The 17203-nt window shown below is 68.2% G+C and carries 20 protein-coding genes; 2 read left to right on the top strand and 18 right to left on the bottom strand.

The window, feature by feature from the left end; all coding sequences use genetic code 11:
- Positions 1-85: 85 nt before the first annotated feature.
- Positions 86-2104: a protein meaA gene (locus NJ4_RS15840; protein ID WP_067437258.1), complete on the bottom strand. Its 2019-nt coding sequence runs from the start codon at positions 2102-2104 to the stop codon at positions 86-88.
- 208 nt (positions 2105-2312) lie between these two features.
- Between NJ4_RS15840 and NJ4_RS15835 the strand changes: the two genes are divergently transcribed.
- Positions 2313-2702, top strand: coding sequence for a hypothetical protein (locus tag NJ4_RS15835; RefSeq protein ID WP_157551165.1), 390 nt, complete (start codon positions 2313-2315; stop codon positions 2700-2702).
- A 23-nt stretch (positions 2703-2725) separates the two neighbouring features.
- On the opposite strand, the gene NJ4_RS15830 is transcribed toward NJ4_RS15835, so the two are convergent.
- Positions 2726-3034 (bottom strand): STAS domain-containing protein, encoded by a 309-nt coding sequence (locus NJ4_RS15830; protein ID WP_067437252.1) that lies wholly within the window; start codon positions 3032-3034, stop codon positions 2726-2728.
- A 250-nt stretch (positions 3035-3284) separates the two neighbouring features.
- On the opposite strand from NJ4_RS15830, the gene NJ4_RS15825 reads away from it, so the two are divergent.
- The gene (locus tag NJ4_RS15825; protein ID WP_067437251.1) at positions 3285-3860 is read left to right on the top strand and encodes a cob(I)yrinic acid a,c-diamide adenosyltransferase; all 576 of its coding nucleotides are present in this window, start codon (positions 3285-3287) and stop codon (positions 3858-3860) included.
- A 78-nt stretch (positions 3861-3938) separates the two neighbouring features.
- On the opposite strand, the gene NJ4_RS15820 is transcribed toward NJ4_RS15825, so the two are convergent.
- From NJ4_RS15820 to NJ4_RS15745, 16 genes are all read right to left on the bottom strand, one after another.
- Complete coding sequence (locus NJ4_RS15820; protein WP_067437249.1) at positions 3939-5150, bottom strand: MFS transporter; 1212 nt, start codon at positions 5148-5150, stop codon at positions 3939-3941.
- Position 5151: 1 nt separating this feature from the next.
- Entirely contained in the window at positions 5152-5958 is an 807-nt protein-coding gene (locus NJ4_RS15815; RefSeq protein WP_067437247.1) for an ABC transporter permease subunit, read from the bottom strand.
- Complete coding sequence (locus tag NJ4_RS15810; RefSeq protein WP_067437245.1) at positions 5955-6887, bottom strand: ATP-binding cassette domain-containing protein; 933 nt, start codon at positions 6885-6887, stop codon at positions 5955-5957. The genes NJ4_RS15815 and NJ4_RS15810 overlap by 4 nt, the downstream gene beginning before the upstream one ends.
- 67 nt (positions 6888-6954) lie before the next feature.
- Positions 6955-7410: a DUF2550 domain-containing protein gene (locus NJ4_RS15805; protein WP_067437242.1), complete on the bottom strand. Its 456-nt coding sequence runs from the start codon at positions 7408-7410 to the stop codon at positions 6955-6957.
- A gap of 59 nt (positions 7411-7469) precedes the next feature.
- Positions 7470-7865, bottom strand: coding sequence for a F0F1 ATP synthase subunit epsilon (locus tag NJ4_RS15800; protein WP_067437239.1), 396 nt, complete (start codon positions 7863-7865; stop codon positions 7470-7472).
- A complete protein-coding gene (atpD, locus tag NJ4_RS15795; RefSeq protein WP_067437237.1) occupies positions 7865-9319 on the bottom strand; it encodes a F0F1 ATP synthase subunit beta in 1455 nt (484 codons plus the stop codon). The genes NJ4_RS15800 and atpD overlap by 1 nt, the downstream gene beginning before the upstream one ends.
- Before the next feature lie 18 nt (positions 9320-9337).
- On the bottom strand, positions 9338-10270 hold the full coding sequence (locus NJ4_RS15790; protein WP_067437235.1) for a F0F1 ATP synthase subunit gamma: 933 nt from the start codon (positions 10268-10270) through the stop codon (positions 9338-9340).
- 44 nt (positions 10271-10314) lie between these two features.
- Positions 10315-11955 (bottom strand): F0F1 ATP synthase subunit alpha, encoded by a 1641-nt coding sequence (gene atpA / locus NJ4_RS15785; RefSeq protein ID WP_067437232.1) that lies wholly within the window; start codon positions 11953-11955, stop codon positions 10315-10317.
- Between the two features lie 52 nt (positions 11956-12007).
- Positions 12008-12817 (bottom strand): F0F1 ATP synthase subunit delta, encoded by an 810-nt coding sequence (locus NJ4_RS15780; protein ID WP_067437229.1) that lies wholly within the window; start codon positions 12815-12817, stop codon positions 12008-12010.
- On the bottom strand, positions 12817-13353 hold the full coding sequence (locus NJ4_RS15775; protein ID WP_067437226.1) for a F0F1 ATP synthase subunit B: 537 nt from the start codon (positions 13351-13353) through the stop codon (positions 12817-12819). Before NJ4_RS15775 ends, NJ4_RS15780 begins: the two co-directional genes overlap by 1 nt.
- A gap of 51 nt (positions 13354-13404) precedes the next feature.
- Positions 13405-13614, bottom strand: coding sequence for an ATP synthase F0 subunit C (gene atpE, locus NJ4_RS15770; protein ID WP_056686433.1), 210 nt, complete (start codon positions 13612-13614; stop codon positions 13405-13407).
- A gap of 86 nt (positions 13615-13700) precedes the next feature.
- The gene (gene atpB / locus NJ4_RS15765) at positions 13701-14525 is read right to left on the bottom strand and encodes a F0F1 ATP synthase subunit A (protein ID WP_245644592.1); all 825 of its coding nucleotides are present in this window, start codon (positions 14523-14525) and stop codon (positions 13701-13703) included.
- Between the two features lie 28 nt (positions 14526-14553).
- Complete coding sequence (locus tag NJ4_RS15760) at positions 14554-14793, bottom strand: AtpZ/AtpI family protein (protein ID WP_067437221.1); 240 nt, start codon at positions 14791-14793, stop codon at positions 14554-14556.
- 30 nt (positions 14794-14823) lie between these two features.
- Positions 14824-15270: a hypothetical protein gene (locus NJ4_RS15755; protein WP_067437218.1), complete on the bottom strand. Its 447-nt coding sequence runs from the start codon at positions 15268-15270 to the stop codon at positions 14824-14826.
- A 147-nt stretch (positions 15271-15417) separates the two neighbouring features.
- Positions 15418-16548, bottom strand: coding sequence for an MraY family glycosyltransferase (locus NJ4_RS15750; protein WP_067437216.1), 1131 nt, complete (start codon positions 16546-16548; stop codon positions 15418-15420).
- Positions 16548-17201 (bottom strand): L-threonylcarbamoyladenylate synthase, encoded by a 654-nt coding sequence (locus tag NJ4_RS15745; RefSeq protein WP_067437213.1) that lies wholly within the window; start codon positions 17199-17201, stop codon positions 16548-16550. Before NJ4_RS15745 ends, NJ4_RS15750 begins: the two co-directional genes overlap by 1 nt.
- Positions 17202-17203: the final 2 nt, after the last annotated feature.

Here is a 17203-nt window from a genome sequence, read left to right as displayed (position 1 = left end):
GTCGCACCGTTGAAGCCATCGACCTGTGGGGTCTGGTCACCGGCGCGCGCATCGGAGGCTTCCGCCCTGCCTCGACCCGGTCAGGTCAGGTCAGGTCGTTGGCCTTGCGGATCACGTCGACGATCCCGCCCATGATCTCGGTCAGGCCGAAGTCCTTGGGCGTGTAGACCGCCGCGACACCGGACGCAATCAGCGCCTTGCCGTCGGACTCGGGGATGATCCCGCCGACGATCACCGGCACCTCGCCCATCCCGGCCTCCTCGAGGCCCTGGAGGACAGCGGGCACCAACTCCATGTGCGAGCCGGAGAGGATCGAGAGACCGACGCAGTGCACGTCCTCGGCGACCGCCGCCGCGACGATCTGCTCGGGGGTCAGACGGATCCCCTGGTAGATCACCTCGAAACCGGCGTCGCGGGCGCGTACGGCGACCTGCTCGGCTCCGTTGGAGTGCCCGTCGAGGCCGGGCTTGCCCACGAGCAGGCGCAGACGCCCACCGAGCTCGTCACCGGTGCTCTTGACCTGGTCGCGCACGGCTGCGAGGTCGGCGCCGGCGTTGGCCACACCGACCGCGCCGGAGACGCCGGTCGGTGCCCGGAACTCACCGAACACCTCGCGCAGCGTGCCGGCCCACTCGCCGGTCGTGGCACCTGCACGGGCCGCTGCGAGGGTGGCCTCCATCAGGTTCTCGGTGCCCTTGGCGGTCGCGGCGAGGTCCTTCAGGGCCTGCGCCACGGCATCCTCGTCGCGTTCGGCCTTCCAGGCCTCGACCGACGCCTTCGCGGCTTGCTCGGCCTGGGGGTCGGCGGTCATGATCGCGTCGTCCAGGTTGGCGGTCAGCGGCGAGGGCTCGGTGGTCTCGAAGCTGTTGACCCCGATGATCTTCTCCTCGCCCGACTCGATGCGTGCCCGGCGAGCGGCATGGGCGGAGACCAGCTCGGACTTCATGTAGCCCGACTCGACCGCGGCGATCGCGCCGCCCAGGGCCTGGACCCGGTCCATCTCGGCCTTCGCACCCTCGACCAGCGAGGCGACCTTCGCCTCGATGACGTGGGAGCCCTCGAAGATGTCGTCGTACTCGAGCAGGTCGGACTCGAACGCGAGCACCTGCTGCAAGCGCAGCGACCACTGCTGGTCCCAGGGCCGCGGCAGGCCCAGGGCCTCGTTCCACGCCGGCAGCTGTACCGCGCGGGCGCGGGCGTTCTTCGACAGGGTGACGCCCAGCATCTCCAACACGATGCGCTGCACGTTGTTCTCGGGCTGGGCCTCGGTCAGGCCGAGCGAGTTGACCTGGACCCCGTAGCGGAAGCGACGCATCTTCGGGTCCTGGACGCCGTAGCGCTCATGGGTGATCTCGTCCCACAGCTGCACGAAGGCGCGCATCTTGCAGGTCTCTTCGACGAAGCGGACGCCCGCGTTGACGAAGAACGAGATTCGGCCGACGACCTTCTCGAAGTCGTCGTCGCTGACCTGCTTGGCGTCCTTGACCGTATCGAGCACCGCGATCGCGGTGCCGAGGGCGTAGGCCAGCTCCTGGGTCGGCGTGGCACCGGCCTCCTGCAGGTGATAGCTGCAGATGTTGATCGGGTTCCACTTCGGGATGTAGTTGACCGTGTAGGCGATCATGTCGCTGATCAGCCGCAGGGAGTGCTCGGGCGGGAACACGTAGGTGCCCCGGGAGAGGTACTCCTTGATGATGTCGTTCTGCGTGGTGCCTGCCAGCTGCCCCGCGACCTCGGCCGGGTCGAGCGTGGGGTTCTGCTCCTCGGCGGCGACCTGATACATCGCGAGCAGCCACATGGCGGTCGCGTTGATCGTCATCGAGGTGTTCATCTCGGTGAGGGGGATGTCCTTGAAGAGCTTGCGCATCTCACCCAGGTGCGGCACGGGTACGCCGACCTTGCCGACCTCGCCCCTGGCCAGTGGCGAATCGGGGTCATAGCCGGTCTGCGTCGGCAGGTCGAAGGCCACCGAGAGCCCGGTCTGGCCCTTCGACAGGTTGTTGCGGTAGAGCGCGTTGGACGCCTCGGCGGTCGAGTGGCCGGCGTACGTGCGCATCACCCACGGACGGTCCTTGACCACCGGGTTCTCTGCAGATTCGCTCATGGGGTCGAGCCTAGAGTGTGCGTTGACTTCCGGTAACCGGTCTCACGTGTGGCGATGACTACACCGGGAGATGATGTCCCGCATGTCCCACGAACCGCCCCCCAGCTGGAGCCGACCACCCGCACGGCAGCCCGGTCCCGGCGCACCGCACCCGTTGGCCCATCGCTGGCCCGCTTACGCGCCGCCGCCGCCGAAACCCGAGAGCACGGTGGCAGCGCCGTTGGTGTGGACGGGCGTCTTCAGCTTCGTGGGCGTGCTCGCGTTCGTGGCGATCGTGGCCGTGATGGTCTTTCTCGTCTACCTGATGATCTTCCTGCTGGTCGCCTCGCTCTCCGGCGACACCTGGGACTTCTGGGGCGAGATCGGCTCCTGGGAGCTGGTCGGCGCACTGGCCGGGCCGGTCGGCCTGTTCGTGCTGGCCGGGACCGTCGTGGCCTTCGCCGTGTGCGCCGTCGTGCTGCTGCTGATGCGCCGTTCCCGGGCGGTGCGCACCTGGGCGCCCGTGCTCCAGGGGTTGGCCGCCTGCGGCATCACCTACGTCGGCGGCACGACGCTGCTCACCGTGGTGGGTCAGATCGCCTCGGTCTTCAGCGGCTAGGTACCCGGGTCGGATCCGTGGTGCTAGGCGGAGATCGCCTCGCGTTCGACGTCGACGAGTCGGAACAGGTGCGACATGTGGAGCAGGCGGCGTACGGCCGGTCCGCACCCGCGCAGCCGAAGGTGACGTCCTTGGCGCTCGGTCGAGCGCGTGGCGACCGCCAGCACCTTCAGTGCCGTGACGTCGACCGTGGTGACCTCGGTGAGATCGACGACGACGTCGTCGGCCGTGGTCTCGATGTGGTCGTAGAGCGCGGCCCTGACCTCCATGGTGCTGCGGACGTCGAACTGACCAGCCAGCACGAGCGTGGCTCCGTCCCGGATGATGTCCATCTCGCCTCCTCCGTGGTGGCACCCGAATGCCACCCTTCGAAACTGCTGTTCACAGACTATGACGCGTCACACACCCATAGCGTTGCCTTCGAAGCGGGGAATTTCCACCGAATTGTCTGGGGACCCCCTGTGCGAACGTACGCCGCGCGGAACGTCCGCTATGTGACGGGTGTGACGGATGTGGTTTCGGTCTTCAACCACCCCGCGACCCCGGGGGCGACCCGGGCGGTCGCCCACTAGGCTCGGCTGCATGGTCAACCTCACCCGCATCTACACGCGCACCGGCGACGCCGGACAGACCCGGCTCGGCGACATGAGCCTCACCACGAAGAACGATCTGCGACTCGAGGCCTACGCAAGCGTCGACGAGGCGAACGCGGTGATCGGGGTGGCCCTGGCCCAGGGTGGTCTCGATGACGACGTCGTGCAGGTTCTCACCACGATCCAGAACGACCTCTTCGACGTGGGCGCGGACTTCTGCACGCCGGTCGTGGCGAACCCCGAGTTCCCGCCGTTGCGCATCGAGCAGGACTACATCGACCGGCTGGAGTCGTGGTGCGACTCCTTCAACGAGCCGCTGGAGAAGCTGCGCTCGTTCATCCTCAACGGCGGCACGGCCGGCGCCGCCCACCTCCACGTCGCGCGCACCGTCGTACGCCGGGCGGAGCGGGCAGGCTGGTCGGCCTTCGCCGAGCACGAGGACACCATGAACGTCTTGGCGATCAAGTACCTCAACCGGCTCTCGGACCTGTTGTTCATCCTGGCCCGGCACGCGAACCGGGAGAACGGCGACGTCCTCTGGGTGCCCGGCGGGGAGCGCTCGTAGCGAGGGACGAGCGGAGAGCGTGAGCCGCCCATCGGAGCAGCGGGGAGCGCTCGTAGCGAGGGACGAGGGGTTGGGCCGTCAGCCGAGACCACGCGACAGTCCGCGCACGGGGTGCTCCCGTGCAGCCGGGACGACGAACGCGGACGGCACGAGGAGTACGACGACCACGAGCAGGGCGTGCAGCGTTCCGACCTCCTCGGCCAGGAAACCGAGCAGCGGCGGGCCGGCAAGGAACGCCGTGTAGCCGATCGTGGAGACCACGCTGACCCGGGCCGCGGCCCGGAGTGGATCGTCGGCGGCGGCGCTCATGCCGACCGGGAAACCGAGCGAGGCACCGAGGCCCCAGAGCACGATGCCGACCACGACGACGGCCGGGTGCCCGCCGAAGACGATGAGCAGCAGTCCGGCGCTGGCCACGAACATCGTCGACCAGAGCACGCTCACCCGACCGTGGCGGTCGATGAGGCGACTCCCCCAGAACCTGCCGACGGTCATCGCCGCGACGAAGACCGCGAACCCGGTGACACCCACCCAGTGCTCGACGTCGTAGCCGTCGACGAGAGCCACCGCCAGCCAGTCGTTCGCCGTGCCTTCGGTGAGGGCGAGCGCGAGCACCATGAGGCCGATGAGCAGGGTGCGCGGCTCGGTCCAGGCGGTGAAGGCCGAGACCCGGCCGGCGGTCTGCCCCACGACCTCGAGGGCCCGCGGGAGGAAGCCGCGCACAGCACCGAGGACCGCCGTCACCGCAACCAGCGCGACCACGCCGAGGTGCCAGGCCATCGGGACGTGGAGCCCGGCCGCCAGTGCCCCGAGCAGGGCACCGAAGACCGTGCCGATGCTGAAGCCGGCGTGGAACCGCGGCATGATCGTGCGCGTGAGCTCGTGCTCGACCGCGGCGCCCTCGACGTTCATCGCCACGTCCCAGGTGCCGGTGCCGACGCCGTAGAGGAACAGCCCCAGGGCCGCCAGCGCGGTCACGCCCAGGGCGTCTGCTCCGACGGAGACCAGCAGCAGCCCCAGCCCGTCGAGCACGGCTCCGAAGAGCACCACCCCGGCGGCGCCGAACCTCTCGATCAGCGCACCGGTGAGTGGGAGCGCAAGGACCGAGCCGGCCGACATCGCCAGCAACAGCAGGCCGAGCTGGCCGTTCGACAGATCCAGTCGCTCCCGGACGTCGGGGATGCGGGAGACCCAGGAGGCGAAGCAGAAGCCGTTCAGCGCGAAGACCGCCGCGACCGCGTTCCGCGCGGCCAGCGTCCGCGCCGGGGCCGCGCCCGTGGCGGCTCTCATGTCAGGTGACGTCTCGGCGCAGGGTGGTGAACCGGCCGACGAGCGCGAAGACCACGGCATAGGCGAGCAGCACCGCCGCCCCTTCCCATCGTCCGAGGAGGTCGAGCATGCCCGTCGTGCTGTAGAGCGACGAACCGACCAGCGCCTCCGCGGCTGCACCGGGGAAGAACCGGGCCAGTCCCGAGAGGGCGTCGACGGCGGCGAACCCGATCCGCAGGATGGGCTCGACGAACTGGGTGAAGGCCAGGATCACCACGATCGCGGCCACCTGGTTGGGCAGCAGTGTGCCCAGGCCCACCCCGATCACGGCCCAGATCGCCAGGGCCAACACCGAGAACGCGACGTTGCCGAGGACCTCCCCGTCACCGAGGTGCATGCCGTCGCCGAGGCCCGCCAGCACCGGTGCTCCACCGGCGATCGCGCCGAGCGTGCCGATCACGCCGTACACGAGACCCAGGGCCAGGTTCACGACCAGCTTGGCGGCCAGGACCACGCTGCGGCGCGGCTCGAAGAGGAGTGTCGGGGTGATGGTCTGGTGCCGGAACTCGGAGGTCATCGCCAGCGCGCCGGCCACGAGCGGGAACACGTAGCCGAGGGACGCGCCGAGCGTGTAGACCGACTGCGCGACCTCGCGGCCGCTCAACGCCGAGTCGCCCATGCCCCCGGTGGCGGCCTCGGGCTGCTGGGCCAGGCTGAACCCCATCACCGCACCCAGGAAGGCCGTGTAGGCGAACATCACCAGCGCCAGCACCCACCACAGGTTCGTCGTGGTGACCTTGCGCCACTCGGACCTCACCGCGGGGGTCATGCCGGCACCTGGGCACGTGCCGGGTCGGTCAGCTTCAGGAACACGTCTTCCAGGGCCATCCCCTCGCCGGCCAGGCCGTGCAGCTCCAGGTGCGCCGCGTGCGCGGCCGCACCGACCTGCGCGGGGCTGGCTCCTGAGATCAGCAGGCCTCCACTGATCTCGGAGAAGTCCCAGCCCTGTTCGGTGACCAGGCGCACGAAGCCATCGGTGTCCGGCGTACTCACCCTGACCTGGGCGGCCGCCATGGCCACCAGGTCCGAGAGAGGCGACTCGTGGACGAGTCGACCTCGGGCGATGACCACGACGTCGTCGACGGTGGCCTGGACCTCGCCGAGGACGTGACTCGAGACCAGCACGGTTCGTCCCTGCTCGTGGGCCAGGTGTCGCAGGAACCCGCGCAGCCACACGATGCCCTCCGGGTCCAGCCCGTTGGCGGGCTCGTCGAGCACCAGGACGCCGGGATCGCCCAGAAGCGTCGTTGCCAGGCCGAGGCGTTGCCTCATGCCCAGCGAGAACCCGCCCACCTTCCGTCGGGCGGCGTCGGCGAGCCCCACCTGTGCGAGCACTCGCGAGCAGGCCGCATCGGGTACGCCGACCATCGGCGCATGCACGCGCAGATGGTCCAGGGCGGTGCGCCCGGGATGGAAGCTGGCTGCCTCGAGCGCGGCCCCGACCACCGCTGCCGGCGAGGCGAGCTCGGCGTAGGGACGACCGTCGATGGTGGCGCTGCCGCTGTCGGCGGCGACCAACCCGAGCAGCATCCGCAAGGTGGTGGTCTTGCCGGCACCGTTGGGACCCAGGAACCCGGTGACCACGCCCGGTCGGATGGTCAAGCTGAGGTCGTCGACGGCGCGCACGGCACCGAAGCTCTTCGACAGCCCATTGATCTCGATCGTGGATCCGACCACGGTCGTCCTCTCCCTCGTCATGACTGGACTCTCCGAGACAGCCTAGGAGTCCGCTGGTCAACGGCGGCGCCCGAACCGGGACCCTGCCTCACAGACGCGGGCGCCGCTGGTTCCAATCGGCTCCGGGAGGCGCGGCCTCGAGCCAGGACTGAAAGCCCATCAGCGAGCTGGGGCTCATCGCGAACTCGATGGCTCCGGGCTCGGACTCGACGACGACGATGACGTGCTCGGCGTAGAGCGACATCTGCTCCGACCCGTGAGGCTCGCGCCGACCGGCGTAGGCAAGACCGCTGCGCGACCAGGTGCACCGGGGACGCGGCGAGAGCGAGAAGATGCGGAACCATTCGAGGTTCTCACCCGAGTAGCGGCCGAGGCCGAGAACCCAACCGCGCCCGGTCTTGGCAGACCGGGCGCGGTGACTGAGTTCAAACGTGCCGCCATTGCGCGAGAGCACGCGACGACGTACGACGAGGGCGACCCCGTAGACGACAACGAGCAGGAGAATGACGCCGAGCGAGTCGACCAACCACTGCCACAGCGGCATCGAACCCTCCTGTCAAAGCGACGCGTGGCGTCACTCTAGCGGGAGGGTCCGAGCCAGCGTCAGTTGGCCTTCTCGACCGCCCGAATGCGTGCCTCGGCGCGACGCACTGCTTCCTCGGGATCGTTGAGAAGCTCCCCCGCGGACTTGGCGCGCTCCAAGTCGGCGCGCGCCTTCTCGAGGTCGATCTCGTGGGACATCTCCGCACGCTCGGCCAGGATCGAGACCCGGTTCTCGGCGATCGAGATGAACCCGGCGTCGACTGCGGCGATCCAGGTCTCGCCCTCGACCGTGGTCACGTCGACGATTCCTTCGACGAGCAGCGAGAGCATCGGAGCGTGGTCGGGCAGGATGCCGACGTCGCCCTCGGTGGTGCGGGCGATGACCATGGAGGCATCACCCGACCACACGAGACGATCGGCGGCAACGAGCTCGACGCGGAGAGTGTTCTCCGACATCAGAGGCTCTTCTGGATCTCGGCCCACTTGGCTTCGACGTCCTCGAGGCCACCACACATGAAGAAGGCCTGCTCGGCGACGTGGTCGTAGTCGCCGTCGGCAATCTTGGTGAACGCCTCGACGGTGTCACCGATGGAGACCGTGGAGCCCTCGATGCCGGTGAACTGCTTGGCGACGTAGGTGTTCTGCGAGAGGAACCGCTGGATGCGGCGGGCCCTCGACACGATGACCTTGTCCTCTTCGCCGAGCTCGTCGACACCGAGGATGGCGATGATGTCCTGGAGCTCCTTGTTGCGCTGCAGGATCGACTTGATGCGCACCGCGGTGTTGTAGTGGTCCGCGCCGATGTACTGCGGGTCGAGGATCCGCGAGGTCGAGGTCAGCGGGTCCACGGCCGGGTAGATACCGAGCGAGGCGATCTCACGCGAGAGCTCGGTGGTCGCGTCCAGGTGGGCGAAGGTGGTCGCCGGAGCCGGGTCGGTGTAGTCGTCGGCCGGCACGTAGATCGCCTGCATCGAGGTGATCGAGTGACCACGCGTCGAGGTGATCCGCTCCTGGAGCTGACCCATCTCGTCGGCGAGGTTGGGCTGGTAGCCCACGGCGGACGGCATGCGACCGAGCAGCGTAGAGACCTCGGAACCGGCCTGGGTGAACCGGAAGATGTTGTCGATGAAGAGCAACACGTCCTGGTTCTTCACGTCGCGGAAGTACTCCGCCATCGTCAACGCCGACAGGGCGACACGGAGACGCGTGCCCGGCGGCTCGTCCATCTGGCCGAAGACGAGGGCGGTCTGGCCGATGACGCCGGCCTCTTCCATCTCGACGATGAGGTCGTTGCCCTCACGGGTGCGCTCGCCCACACCGGCGAACACCGACACACCACCGTGGTTCTTGGCCACACGGGCGATCATTTCCTGGATCAGCACGGTCTTGCCGACACCGGCACCACCGAACAGGCCGATCTTTCCGCCCGTCACGTAGGGCGTGAGCAGGTCGATGACCTTGATGCCGGTCTCGAACATCTGGGTCTTCGACTCGAGCTGGTCGAAGGCCGGAGCCTTGCGGTGGATGCCCCAGCGCTCGCTGACCTCGAGGGTCTCGCCCTCTTCGAGGTTCAGGCAGTCACCGGTGGTGTTGAACACCCGACCCAGCGTGGCGTCGCCCACCGGCACGGTGATGGACTCACCGGTGTCGATGATCTGGCCGCCACGGACCAGACCGTCGGTCGGCTTCATCGAGATGGCACGAACCATGCCGTCACCGATGTGCTGGGCGACCTCGAGGATGATCGTCTTGGTCTCGCCGTTCAGCTCGAACTCGCACGTGAGCGCGTTGTAGATGCCGGGCATCGAGTCGGTCGGGAACTCGATGTCCACGACCGGGCCGATGACCCGGGCGATTCGGCCGACACCACCAGCAGTGGTCTCGGTGGACTCAGTAGTCGTCGCAGTCATTTCTCTCACTTCTCCGCTTCAGTCTTGGCCGGCGTTGGCGTCGGCGAGGGCGTTCACGCCACCGACGATCTCGCTGATTTCCTGGGTGATGCCGGCCTGACGGGCCTGGTTGGCAATACGGGTGTACTTCTTGATGAGCTCGTCCGCGTTGTCGGTTGCGGCCTTCATCGCCTTCTGTCGGGCGGCCAGCTCGGAAGCGGCGGCCTGGAGGTGAGCGAAGAAGATCCGACTCTGGACGTAACGCGGGAGCAGGGAGTCGAGCACGTCGGCAGGCGACGGCTCGAACTCGTAGAGCGGCAGCAGCTCGTCGTCCTCGGGAGCCTCTTCGCCCTCGACGACCTCCAGCGGAAGCAGTCGAACCGCGATCGGCTCCTGGACCAGCATCGAGCGGAACCGGGTGTAGACCACGTGCACCTCGTCGGCACCGGGCGCCACGCCTTCGGCGGCCGGGGTCTCGTCATCGTTGAGGAACGCCTGGATCAGCGTCTCCCCGATGTCATGGGCCACGTCGTACGTCGGCTGGTCGGAGAAGCCGGTCCAGCTCTGGACCACCGGGCGCTGGCGGAACTTGAAGTACGCCTCGCCCTTGCGACCGGAGATGTAGACGTCGACCGTCTTGCCCTCACCGCGAAGCTTCTCGAGAAGGCGCTCGGCCTCCTTGAGCACGCTCGAGGAGTAGGCCCCGGCGAGTCCACGGTCACTCGTGACGATGAGGACCGCGGCCTTCTTCGGGTTCTCCGGCTCCGTGGTCAGGGCGTGGTCGACGTTGGAGTACGTCGCCACGGCCGAGACCGCCCGGGTCAGCTCACGGGCGTACGGCGCTGCCGCCTGTGCCCGCTGCTGTGCCTTGATGATGCGGGACGCAGCGATGAGCTCCATGGCGCGCGTGATCTTCTTCATCGACTCCGTCGACTTGATCCGCGCGCGGTACTCGCGCACCGAGAGTGCCATCAGAGATCACCTCCGGTCGTCTGAGGATCGATGTTCACGTGCGGTCAGCCCCGCTTCTGCTTGACGATCTGCTCCTGCTCGACGTCCTCGTCCTCAAGGGCCTCGTGCGTCTCGGTGCCGGCCTTGATGGACTGGCCGTCCGAGGTCTCGAACTGGTCGAGGAAGGAGTCGTACGCAGCGGTCAGCTGGTCCTCGGTGGAGTCCTCGAACTTCTGCGTCTCGCGGATTCCGGCAAGGATGCCCTCGTGCGAGCGGCGCAGGTAGTCGAGGAACTCGTTCTCGAACCGGAGGACGTCGTCCGTGGGCACCTTGTCGAGGCGGCCCGAGGTGCCGGTCCACAGCGACACGGTCATCTCCTCGACCGGGTACGGCGAGTACTGAGGCTGCTTGAGCAGGGCCATCAGTCGCTGTCCGCGGTCGAGCTGCTGACGCGATGCGGCGTCCAGGTCGGAGGCGAACATGGCGAACGCCTCCATGGCCCGGAACTGGGCCAGGTCGACCTTGAGCGAACCGGTGACGGCCTTCATCGCCTTGGTCATCGCCGATCCACCCACGCGGGAGACCGAGACACCGACGTCGATGGCCGGGCGCTGGTTGGCCGCGAACAGGTCGGACTGCAGGAAGATCTGACCGTCGGTGATCGAGATGACGTTGGTCGGGATGAACGCCGAGACGTCGTTGGCCTTGGTCTCGATGATCGGAAGACCGGTCATCGAGCCCTTGCCCATCTCGTCGGACAGCTTCGCGCAACGCTCGAGCAGCCGGCTGTGCAGGTAGAACACGTCGCCGGGGTAGGCCTCGCGGCCCGGCGGGCGACGCAGCAGCAGCGACACGGCGCGGTAGGCCTCGGCCTGCTTGGTCAGGTCGTCGAACACGATGAGGACGTGCTTGCCCTCGTACATCCAGTGCTGGCCGATGGCCGAGCCGGTGTAGGGGGCGAGGTACTTGAAGCCGGCCGAGTCGGAGGCCGGGGACGCCACGATGGTGGTGTACTCCAGCGCGCCGGCCTCTTCGAGGGCGCCACGCACGGAGGCGATGGTCGAGCCCTTCTGACCGATGGCGACGTAGATGCAGCGCACCTGCTTGTCCGGGTCGCCGGACTCCCAGTTCTTCTTCTGGTTGATGATCGTGTCGATGGCGATCGTGGTCTTGCCGGTCGCGCGGTCACCGATGATCAGCTGGCGCTGGCCGCGGCCGACCGGGGTCAGGGCGTCGATCGCCTTGATGCCGGTGGCCAGGGGCTCGTGCACCGACTTGCGCTCCATGACGCCGGGCGCCTGGAGCTCGAGGGCACGACGGCCGGTGGTCTCGATGTCGCCAAGACCGTCGATGGCGGTGCCGAGCGGGTCGACGACCCGGCCGAGGTAGCCGTCGCCGACGGGCACGGAGAGCACCTCGCCGGTTCGGCGGACAACCTGGCCCTCTTCGATGCCGTCGAAGTCACCGAGGATGACGACGCCGATCTCGCGGGTGTCGAGGTTGAGGGCCAGGCCACGGGTGCCGTCCTCGAACTCGAGCAGCTCGTTGGCCATCACCGATGGGAGACCACTGACACGGGCGATGCCGTCGCCGGCCTCCGCCACGGTGCCGACCTCTTCACGGCTCGCGGTGTCGGGCTTGTAGTCCGACACGAAGCGCTGCAGCGCGTCCCGGATCTCGTCCGGACGGATCGAAAGCTCCGTCATCACACTTCCTTATCTTGAGTCTGCTCGGTTCGAATCTGGTGCCGCACTGGGATCAGCCGGCGAGCTTGCGGCCGGCGTCGCTGAGCCGGCTGGAGACGGTGCCATCGATCACGTCGTCGCCGATCTCCACACGGAGACCGCCGATCACGTCGGGGTCGATGACCTCGTTCAGGTGAATCGCCCGGCCGTACTGGCTGGCCAGCGCGGCGCTCAGGCGGGTGCGGTCGGCCTCGGACAGCGCTCGTGCCACGCGGACCTCGGCCACGCTCTGGCTGTGCACGGAGGCGGCGACCTGCTCGTACTCGCGCAGCGCCGCCGAGACCGTGCGGTAGGTGCCGGCCAGCGACTGCTTGGCCAGCGTGGCCGTGGCCGGGAGCACCTTGCCGCCGAGGAGGTTGTCGATCAGCGCCGACTTGTCCTCGATGGAGCGAGCCGGGTCGGACAGTCCGTCGCGGAGCTCGGGGTTGTCCTTGACCAGCTGGCCGACGGCGAAGAGCTCGTCGCTGAGGCGACCGGCCTGGTCACCGGCGGAACGCACGACCGCGGTCTCACCGAGACGCTCGAGGGCGTCGGCGAGGTCACGGTTGACGGTCCAACGACGACCCACGGCGCTCTTGACGAGCTGCACCGCGGCGTCGCTCGCCTTGCCACCGAAGAGGTCCTGGGCGAGCCCCTGCTTGGCCTCGGCGGGCAGCGACGGGTCAGTGGCGACCCGGCGCAGCGCACCGTCCTGACGGATCAGGAGAGCCACCGTGAACAGGTCGTCGCCGACCCGGACGGCGTCGGCGCCGCCGGAGAGCAGGCTCTCCAGCTCCGTCGACAGTGCGGCCAGTGCTTCGGCCGAGGCTCCGCGCAGTGACATCAGCTGGCTCCCTCGAGCTCGGCGAGGAAGCGGTCGACGACGCGGCTCTGACGAGCGTCGTCGTCCAGGCTCTCCCCGACGATGCGTCCGGCCAGGCCGGTTGCCAGGGTGCCGACCTCGGCCCGGAGCGAGGTGACCGCCTGCTGGCGCTCGGCCTCGATCTGCGCCTTGCCGTGCTCGACGATGCGGTTGGACTCGGCCTGGGCCTGCTCCCGCATCTCGGCCACGATCGTGGCGCCCTGCTCGCGCGCCTCCTCACGGATGCGCGCCGCTTCGTGGCGTGCCTCCGAGAGCTGACGGTCGAGCTCGGCGAGCTTGGCGTCGGCCTCGGCCTGCTTGGTCTCGGCAGCCGCGAGGCCGCCCTCGATCGCCGAGGTGCGCTCGGAGAACGTCGCCTCGAAGTTCGGCACGACCCACTTCTTCACGGCGAAGAAGAGGATGGCGAAGACGACGAGCGACAGCACCATCTCGATCGGGTGAGGAATGAGCGGGTTCAGCTCGTGCCCCTCCTCGGCGAGGATGATCAGACTCTGCATGTGCGGTCCTTCTTCCGGTGTCCTGTATCAGGCTGGTTGCCGACGCGTCGACTAAAGGACGAACGCGAGGGCGATACCGATGATCGCGAGCGCCTCGGCGAGCGCGAAGCCCAGGATGGCGATCGTCTGCAGGCGGCTCTGGGCCTCCGGCTGACGGGCGACACCGTTGATGTAGGCGGCGAAGATCAGACCGATACCGATACCGGGGCCGATCGCGGCGAGGCCGTAGCCGATCATGTTCGCGGAGCCTTCGATAGCCATAGCAAGCACGGCTTGTTCCTTTCGGTTATTTCCTTGTTGGAAAACAGTGGGGCTTGGGGGTGAGTCTGCGGTGGTGCGGGTGTGCGTCAGTGCTCGTCGGCGAGCGATCCCTGGATGTACATCGCGTTCAGCAGGACGAAGACGTAGGCCTGCAGGAACTGGATCAGCAGCTCGAGGAACGAGATCACGATGAAGAGCAGCCAGGCCAGGATGCCGACGGGGGCGTACTGGACGGACATCTCGGTGACGAGGTACTGCCCACCGAGTGCGAAGAGGATCAGCAGCATGTGGCCGGCGAACATGTTGCAGAACAGACGGAGGGCCAGCGTGACCGGCCGGACCAGGATGTTCGACATGAACTCGAGCGGGATCAGCAGCGGGTACATCGCGGGGCTCACACCCGAGGGCACGCAGGTCAGCTTCAACCAGCCGCCGAGACCGTGCTTCTTCACACCGGCGCCGATGTAGACGAACCAGCTGACCAGGGCCAGCGTGTAGACCAGTCCGGCACGCGAGAACGTCGGGAACTGGAAGAACGGGACGCTCGCGAGGAGGTTGTTGATCAACAGGAAGAAGAACAACGCGAACAGGTAGGGCACGTAGGGCAGGAAGTCCTTGGTCCCGATGATGTCGCGGCCCATCGAGTTGCGGACGAAGCCGTAGCCCTCCTCACCGATGTACTGCAGCTTGCCGGGGACCATGGCCCGCTTGCGCGAGGCAGCCCAGAAGAAGACGAACACCAGGCCGGCCACGAGGACCAGCTGAATCATCGGCTTGGTCACGCCGAGGTACATGTGCTCGCCGAGGAACTCGAAGGTCTTGTCCGGACCGATCGGCGGGAGGTTGAAGTCTCCCGGGCCCGGCGGCGTGAAGCCGTCGGCGCGTGTCACGGACGTCGCGATTGAACTCACGGTGTCTCCTGTGTCGGCAGCTCTGCTACTACTGGTCGGTGGACGGTGGTCTGAATCTGGCCCAGGTCATGTAGATCCCGAACCCTGCTCCGAGCAGGATCCCGATCGCCACGATGAAGGTGGTGCCCAGCCAGCGATCCAGGCCCCAGCCGAGCGCTCCATAGACGAACACGCCGGCAACGATGTATCCGAAGGCGTGCCACGGGTCGCCCTGTGGTCGATCGGAAATGTTGTCGGAGTGCGCGGTCGGAGGTTTCTGCTGAGCCATCGCGAACCGGACAATAGCAGTCGTGGAACTTCATCGCGCACCCGCGTCCGTCAGGTCGTACGCCGGCAGGCGCAGACGGGCGCTCAGGACGATCTGGCACACCATCCAGCCGAGCGTGCCGATGATCACGGCGCCGGCCAGCCAGCCCGCGGACAGCACGTCTCCGACCAGCCCCGAACGCTCGATCGCGTAGAGGATCCCTCCGACCATCACGACCTGGAGGGCGTAGGTGAGCAGCGCGATCATCAGGGAGGCCTGCGGGCTGATGCCGGCCACGAGATTGACCAGGGACGCTCCCCCGGCGAAGACCAGGACCACGATCAGGGTCCCGGTCAGGGCGCCGTACGCGGCTGCCGAGCCGGAGACCAAGGCACCGAGGAGGCTGGCGGCCACGCCGACCACGAGGGCCCCCACGGCCGCACCGAGGAGCACGGAGCCGCCACTGCCGGCGGTGCTGCGCTTCGACTCGGTCGTCATGATGGCGGCCGTTTCTCTTCGGGAATCACTGCATTTCGAGCGCTCTTCGAACGCTTGTGAAAAGTAGCACAAGGTCCGGGGACGATGCCAATCGGTCCCGGTGCGCTCGTTGCCGCCCGCCGCACGACCACGGAGAGGTGAGCGACTTCAGGCCTCGACCGGATCCAGGCCGCTCACCCGGGGCAGCACGAACGTGAGGGCCACCGTGGCCAGCAGCCACGCGGCCAGAGCGATCCACGTGACCGGGCTGGCGTAGAGGCTGGCGATCACGGTGCCGAAGCCGATCAGGCCGGCCCACAGCCAGATGATCAGCACCGCACGTCGGTGCGAGTGGCCGATCTCGAGCATCCGGTGGTGCAGGTGCTGTTTGTCCGGCTGGTAGAACATCTGGCCGCGACGGGTCCGCCGGATCACCGCGAGCAGCAGGTCCACGAACGGCACGATCAGGATCGACAGCGGCACGATGATGGGCAGGAACGTCGGCAGCAGGCTGGCCTGCGAACCGCCTCCCCCGCGGGTCACGTCGGTGGCGGAGAACTGGCCCGAGAGGGTCAGGGCCGACGCCGAGAGCACGAGCCCGAGAAGCATCGAGCCACTGTCACCCATGAACAGGCGCGCCGGATAGAAGTTGTGCGGGAGGAACCCCACACACGCACCGCCCAGAGCCGCGCTCAACAGGGCTCCGGTGACCGCGAGCGACTGGTCGTTGAGGTTCGCGATCTGGTAGGAGAACACGAAGAACCCGATCGCGCCGATGCCGACCACCCCGGCCGCGAGGCCGTCCAACCCGTCGACGAAGTTCACCGCGTTCACCGTCGCGACCACGGTGAGCACCGTGAGCAGGGCGGCCTGGGACTGGTCCAGCACGAACTGACCACCCCCGGGCACCGGGAAGAAGAGGTACTGCACGCCGAAGGCGATCAGGAACCCGGCCGCCAGCACCTGGCCCCCGAGCTTGGTCAGGGCGTCGAGCTCGAGCAGGTCGTCGAGCACACCGACGGCACAGATCAGGGCTCCCGCGATCAGCACCACGCCGGCGTCGCGGAAGACGTTGGGTGCGCTGAGCGAGAGGAAGGGCAGCTGCCGGGCCACGAAGTAGGCCGCGGCCAGACCACCCAGGAGCGCCAGCCCGCCGAAGTACGGGATCGGCACGGCGTGCATGTCACGGTCGCGCACCTTGGCCACGGCGCCGGTGCGCAGGGCGATCTCACGGGCGATGACGGTGAGCAGGTAGGTCACCGAGGCGGCGACCAGGAAGACGAGGAGGTACTCGCGCATCAGGCGGTTTCCGTGAGGGCAACCCCGAGCGGCTCCAGCACCTCGGCGATGGCGTCGATGCTGATCGCCCCCGCGCGGAGCAGTCGGGGTGCCTCACCGGTGCAGTCGACGATGGTCGACGGCACGGCACCGCGCGAGGGGCCGCCGTCGACGATCACCTCGACACGGTCACCCAGCATCTCCTCGGCCGTGTCGGCGTCGAGCGCCGCCGGTCGTCCGGTCAGGTTGGCCGAGCTGACCGCGAGTGGTCCGCTGCGCTCCAGGACGGCCAGGGCCAGCGGGTCGTCGGGCATCCGCACCGCAACGGTGCCCCGGGTGTCACCGAGGTCCCAGCGCAGGGACGCCTGCTCCGTGCAGACCACGGTCAGCGGGCCGGGCCAGAAGGCGTCGACGAGGGCGCGGGCCCAGACCGGCACGTCGTTGGTCAGGGCGTCGAGCGTGGTCGCGGCGCTGACCAGCACCGGTGGCGGCATCTCCCGGCCGCGGCCCTTGGCGGCCAACAGCGCCCGGACCGCGTCCGCGTCGAACGCGTCGGCGGCGATGCCGTAGACGGTGTCAGTGGGAAAGACGACCAGCTCGCCGTTGCGGACGGCCTTGGTGGCGGCCGCGACGGCTACCTCGCGCTCGGAGTCGTCGGTGGTCGGGTACTTCACGG

Origin of the sequence: Nocardioides jensenii JCM 1364 = NBRC 14755, from assembly GCF_001552535.1 — a bacterium.
Taxonomy (GTDB): domain Bacteria; phylum Actinomycetota; class Actinomycetes; order Propionibacteriales; family Nocardioidaceae; genus Nocardioides; species Nocardioides jensenii.
This window is presented reverse-complemented; position numbering and strand designations above follow the sequence as displayed.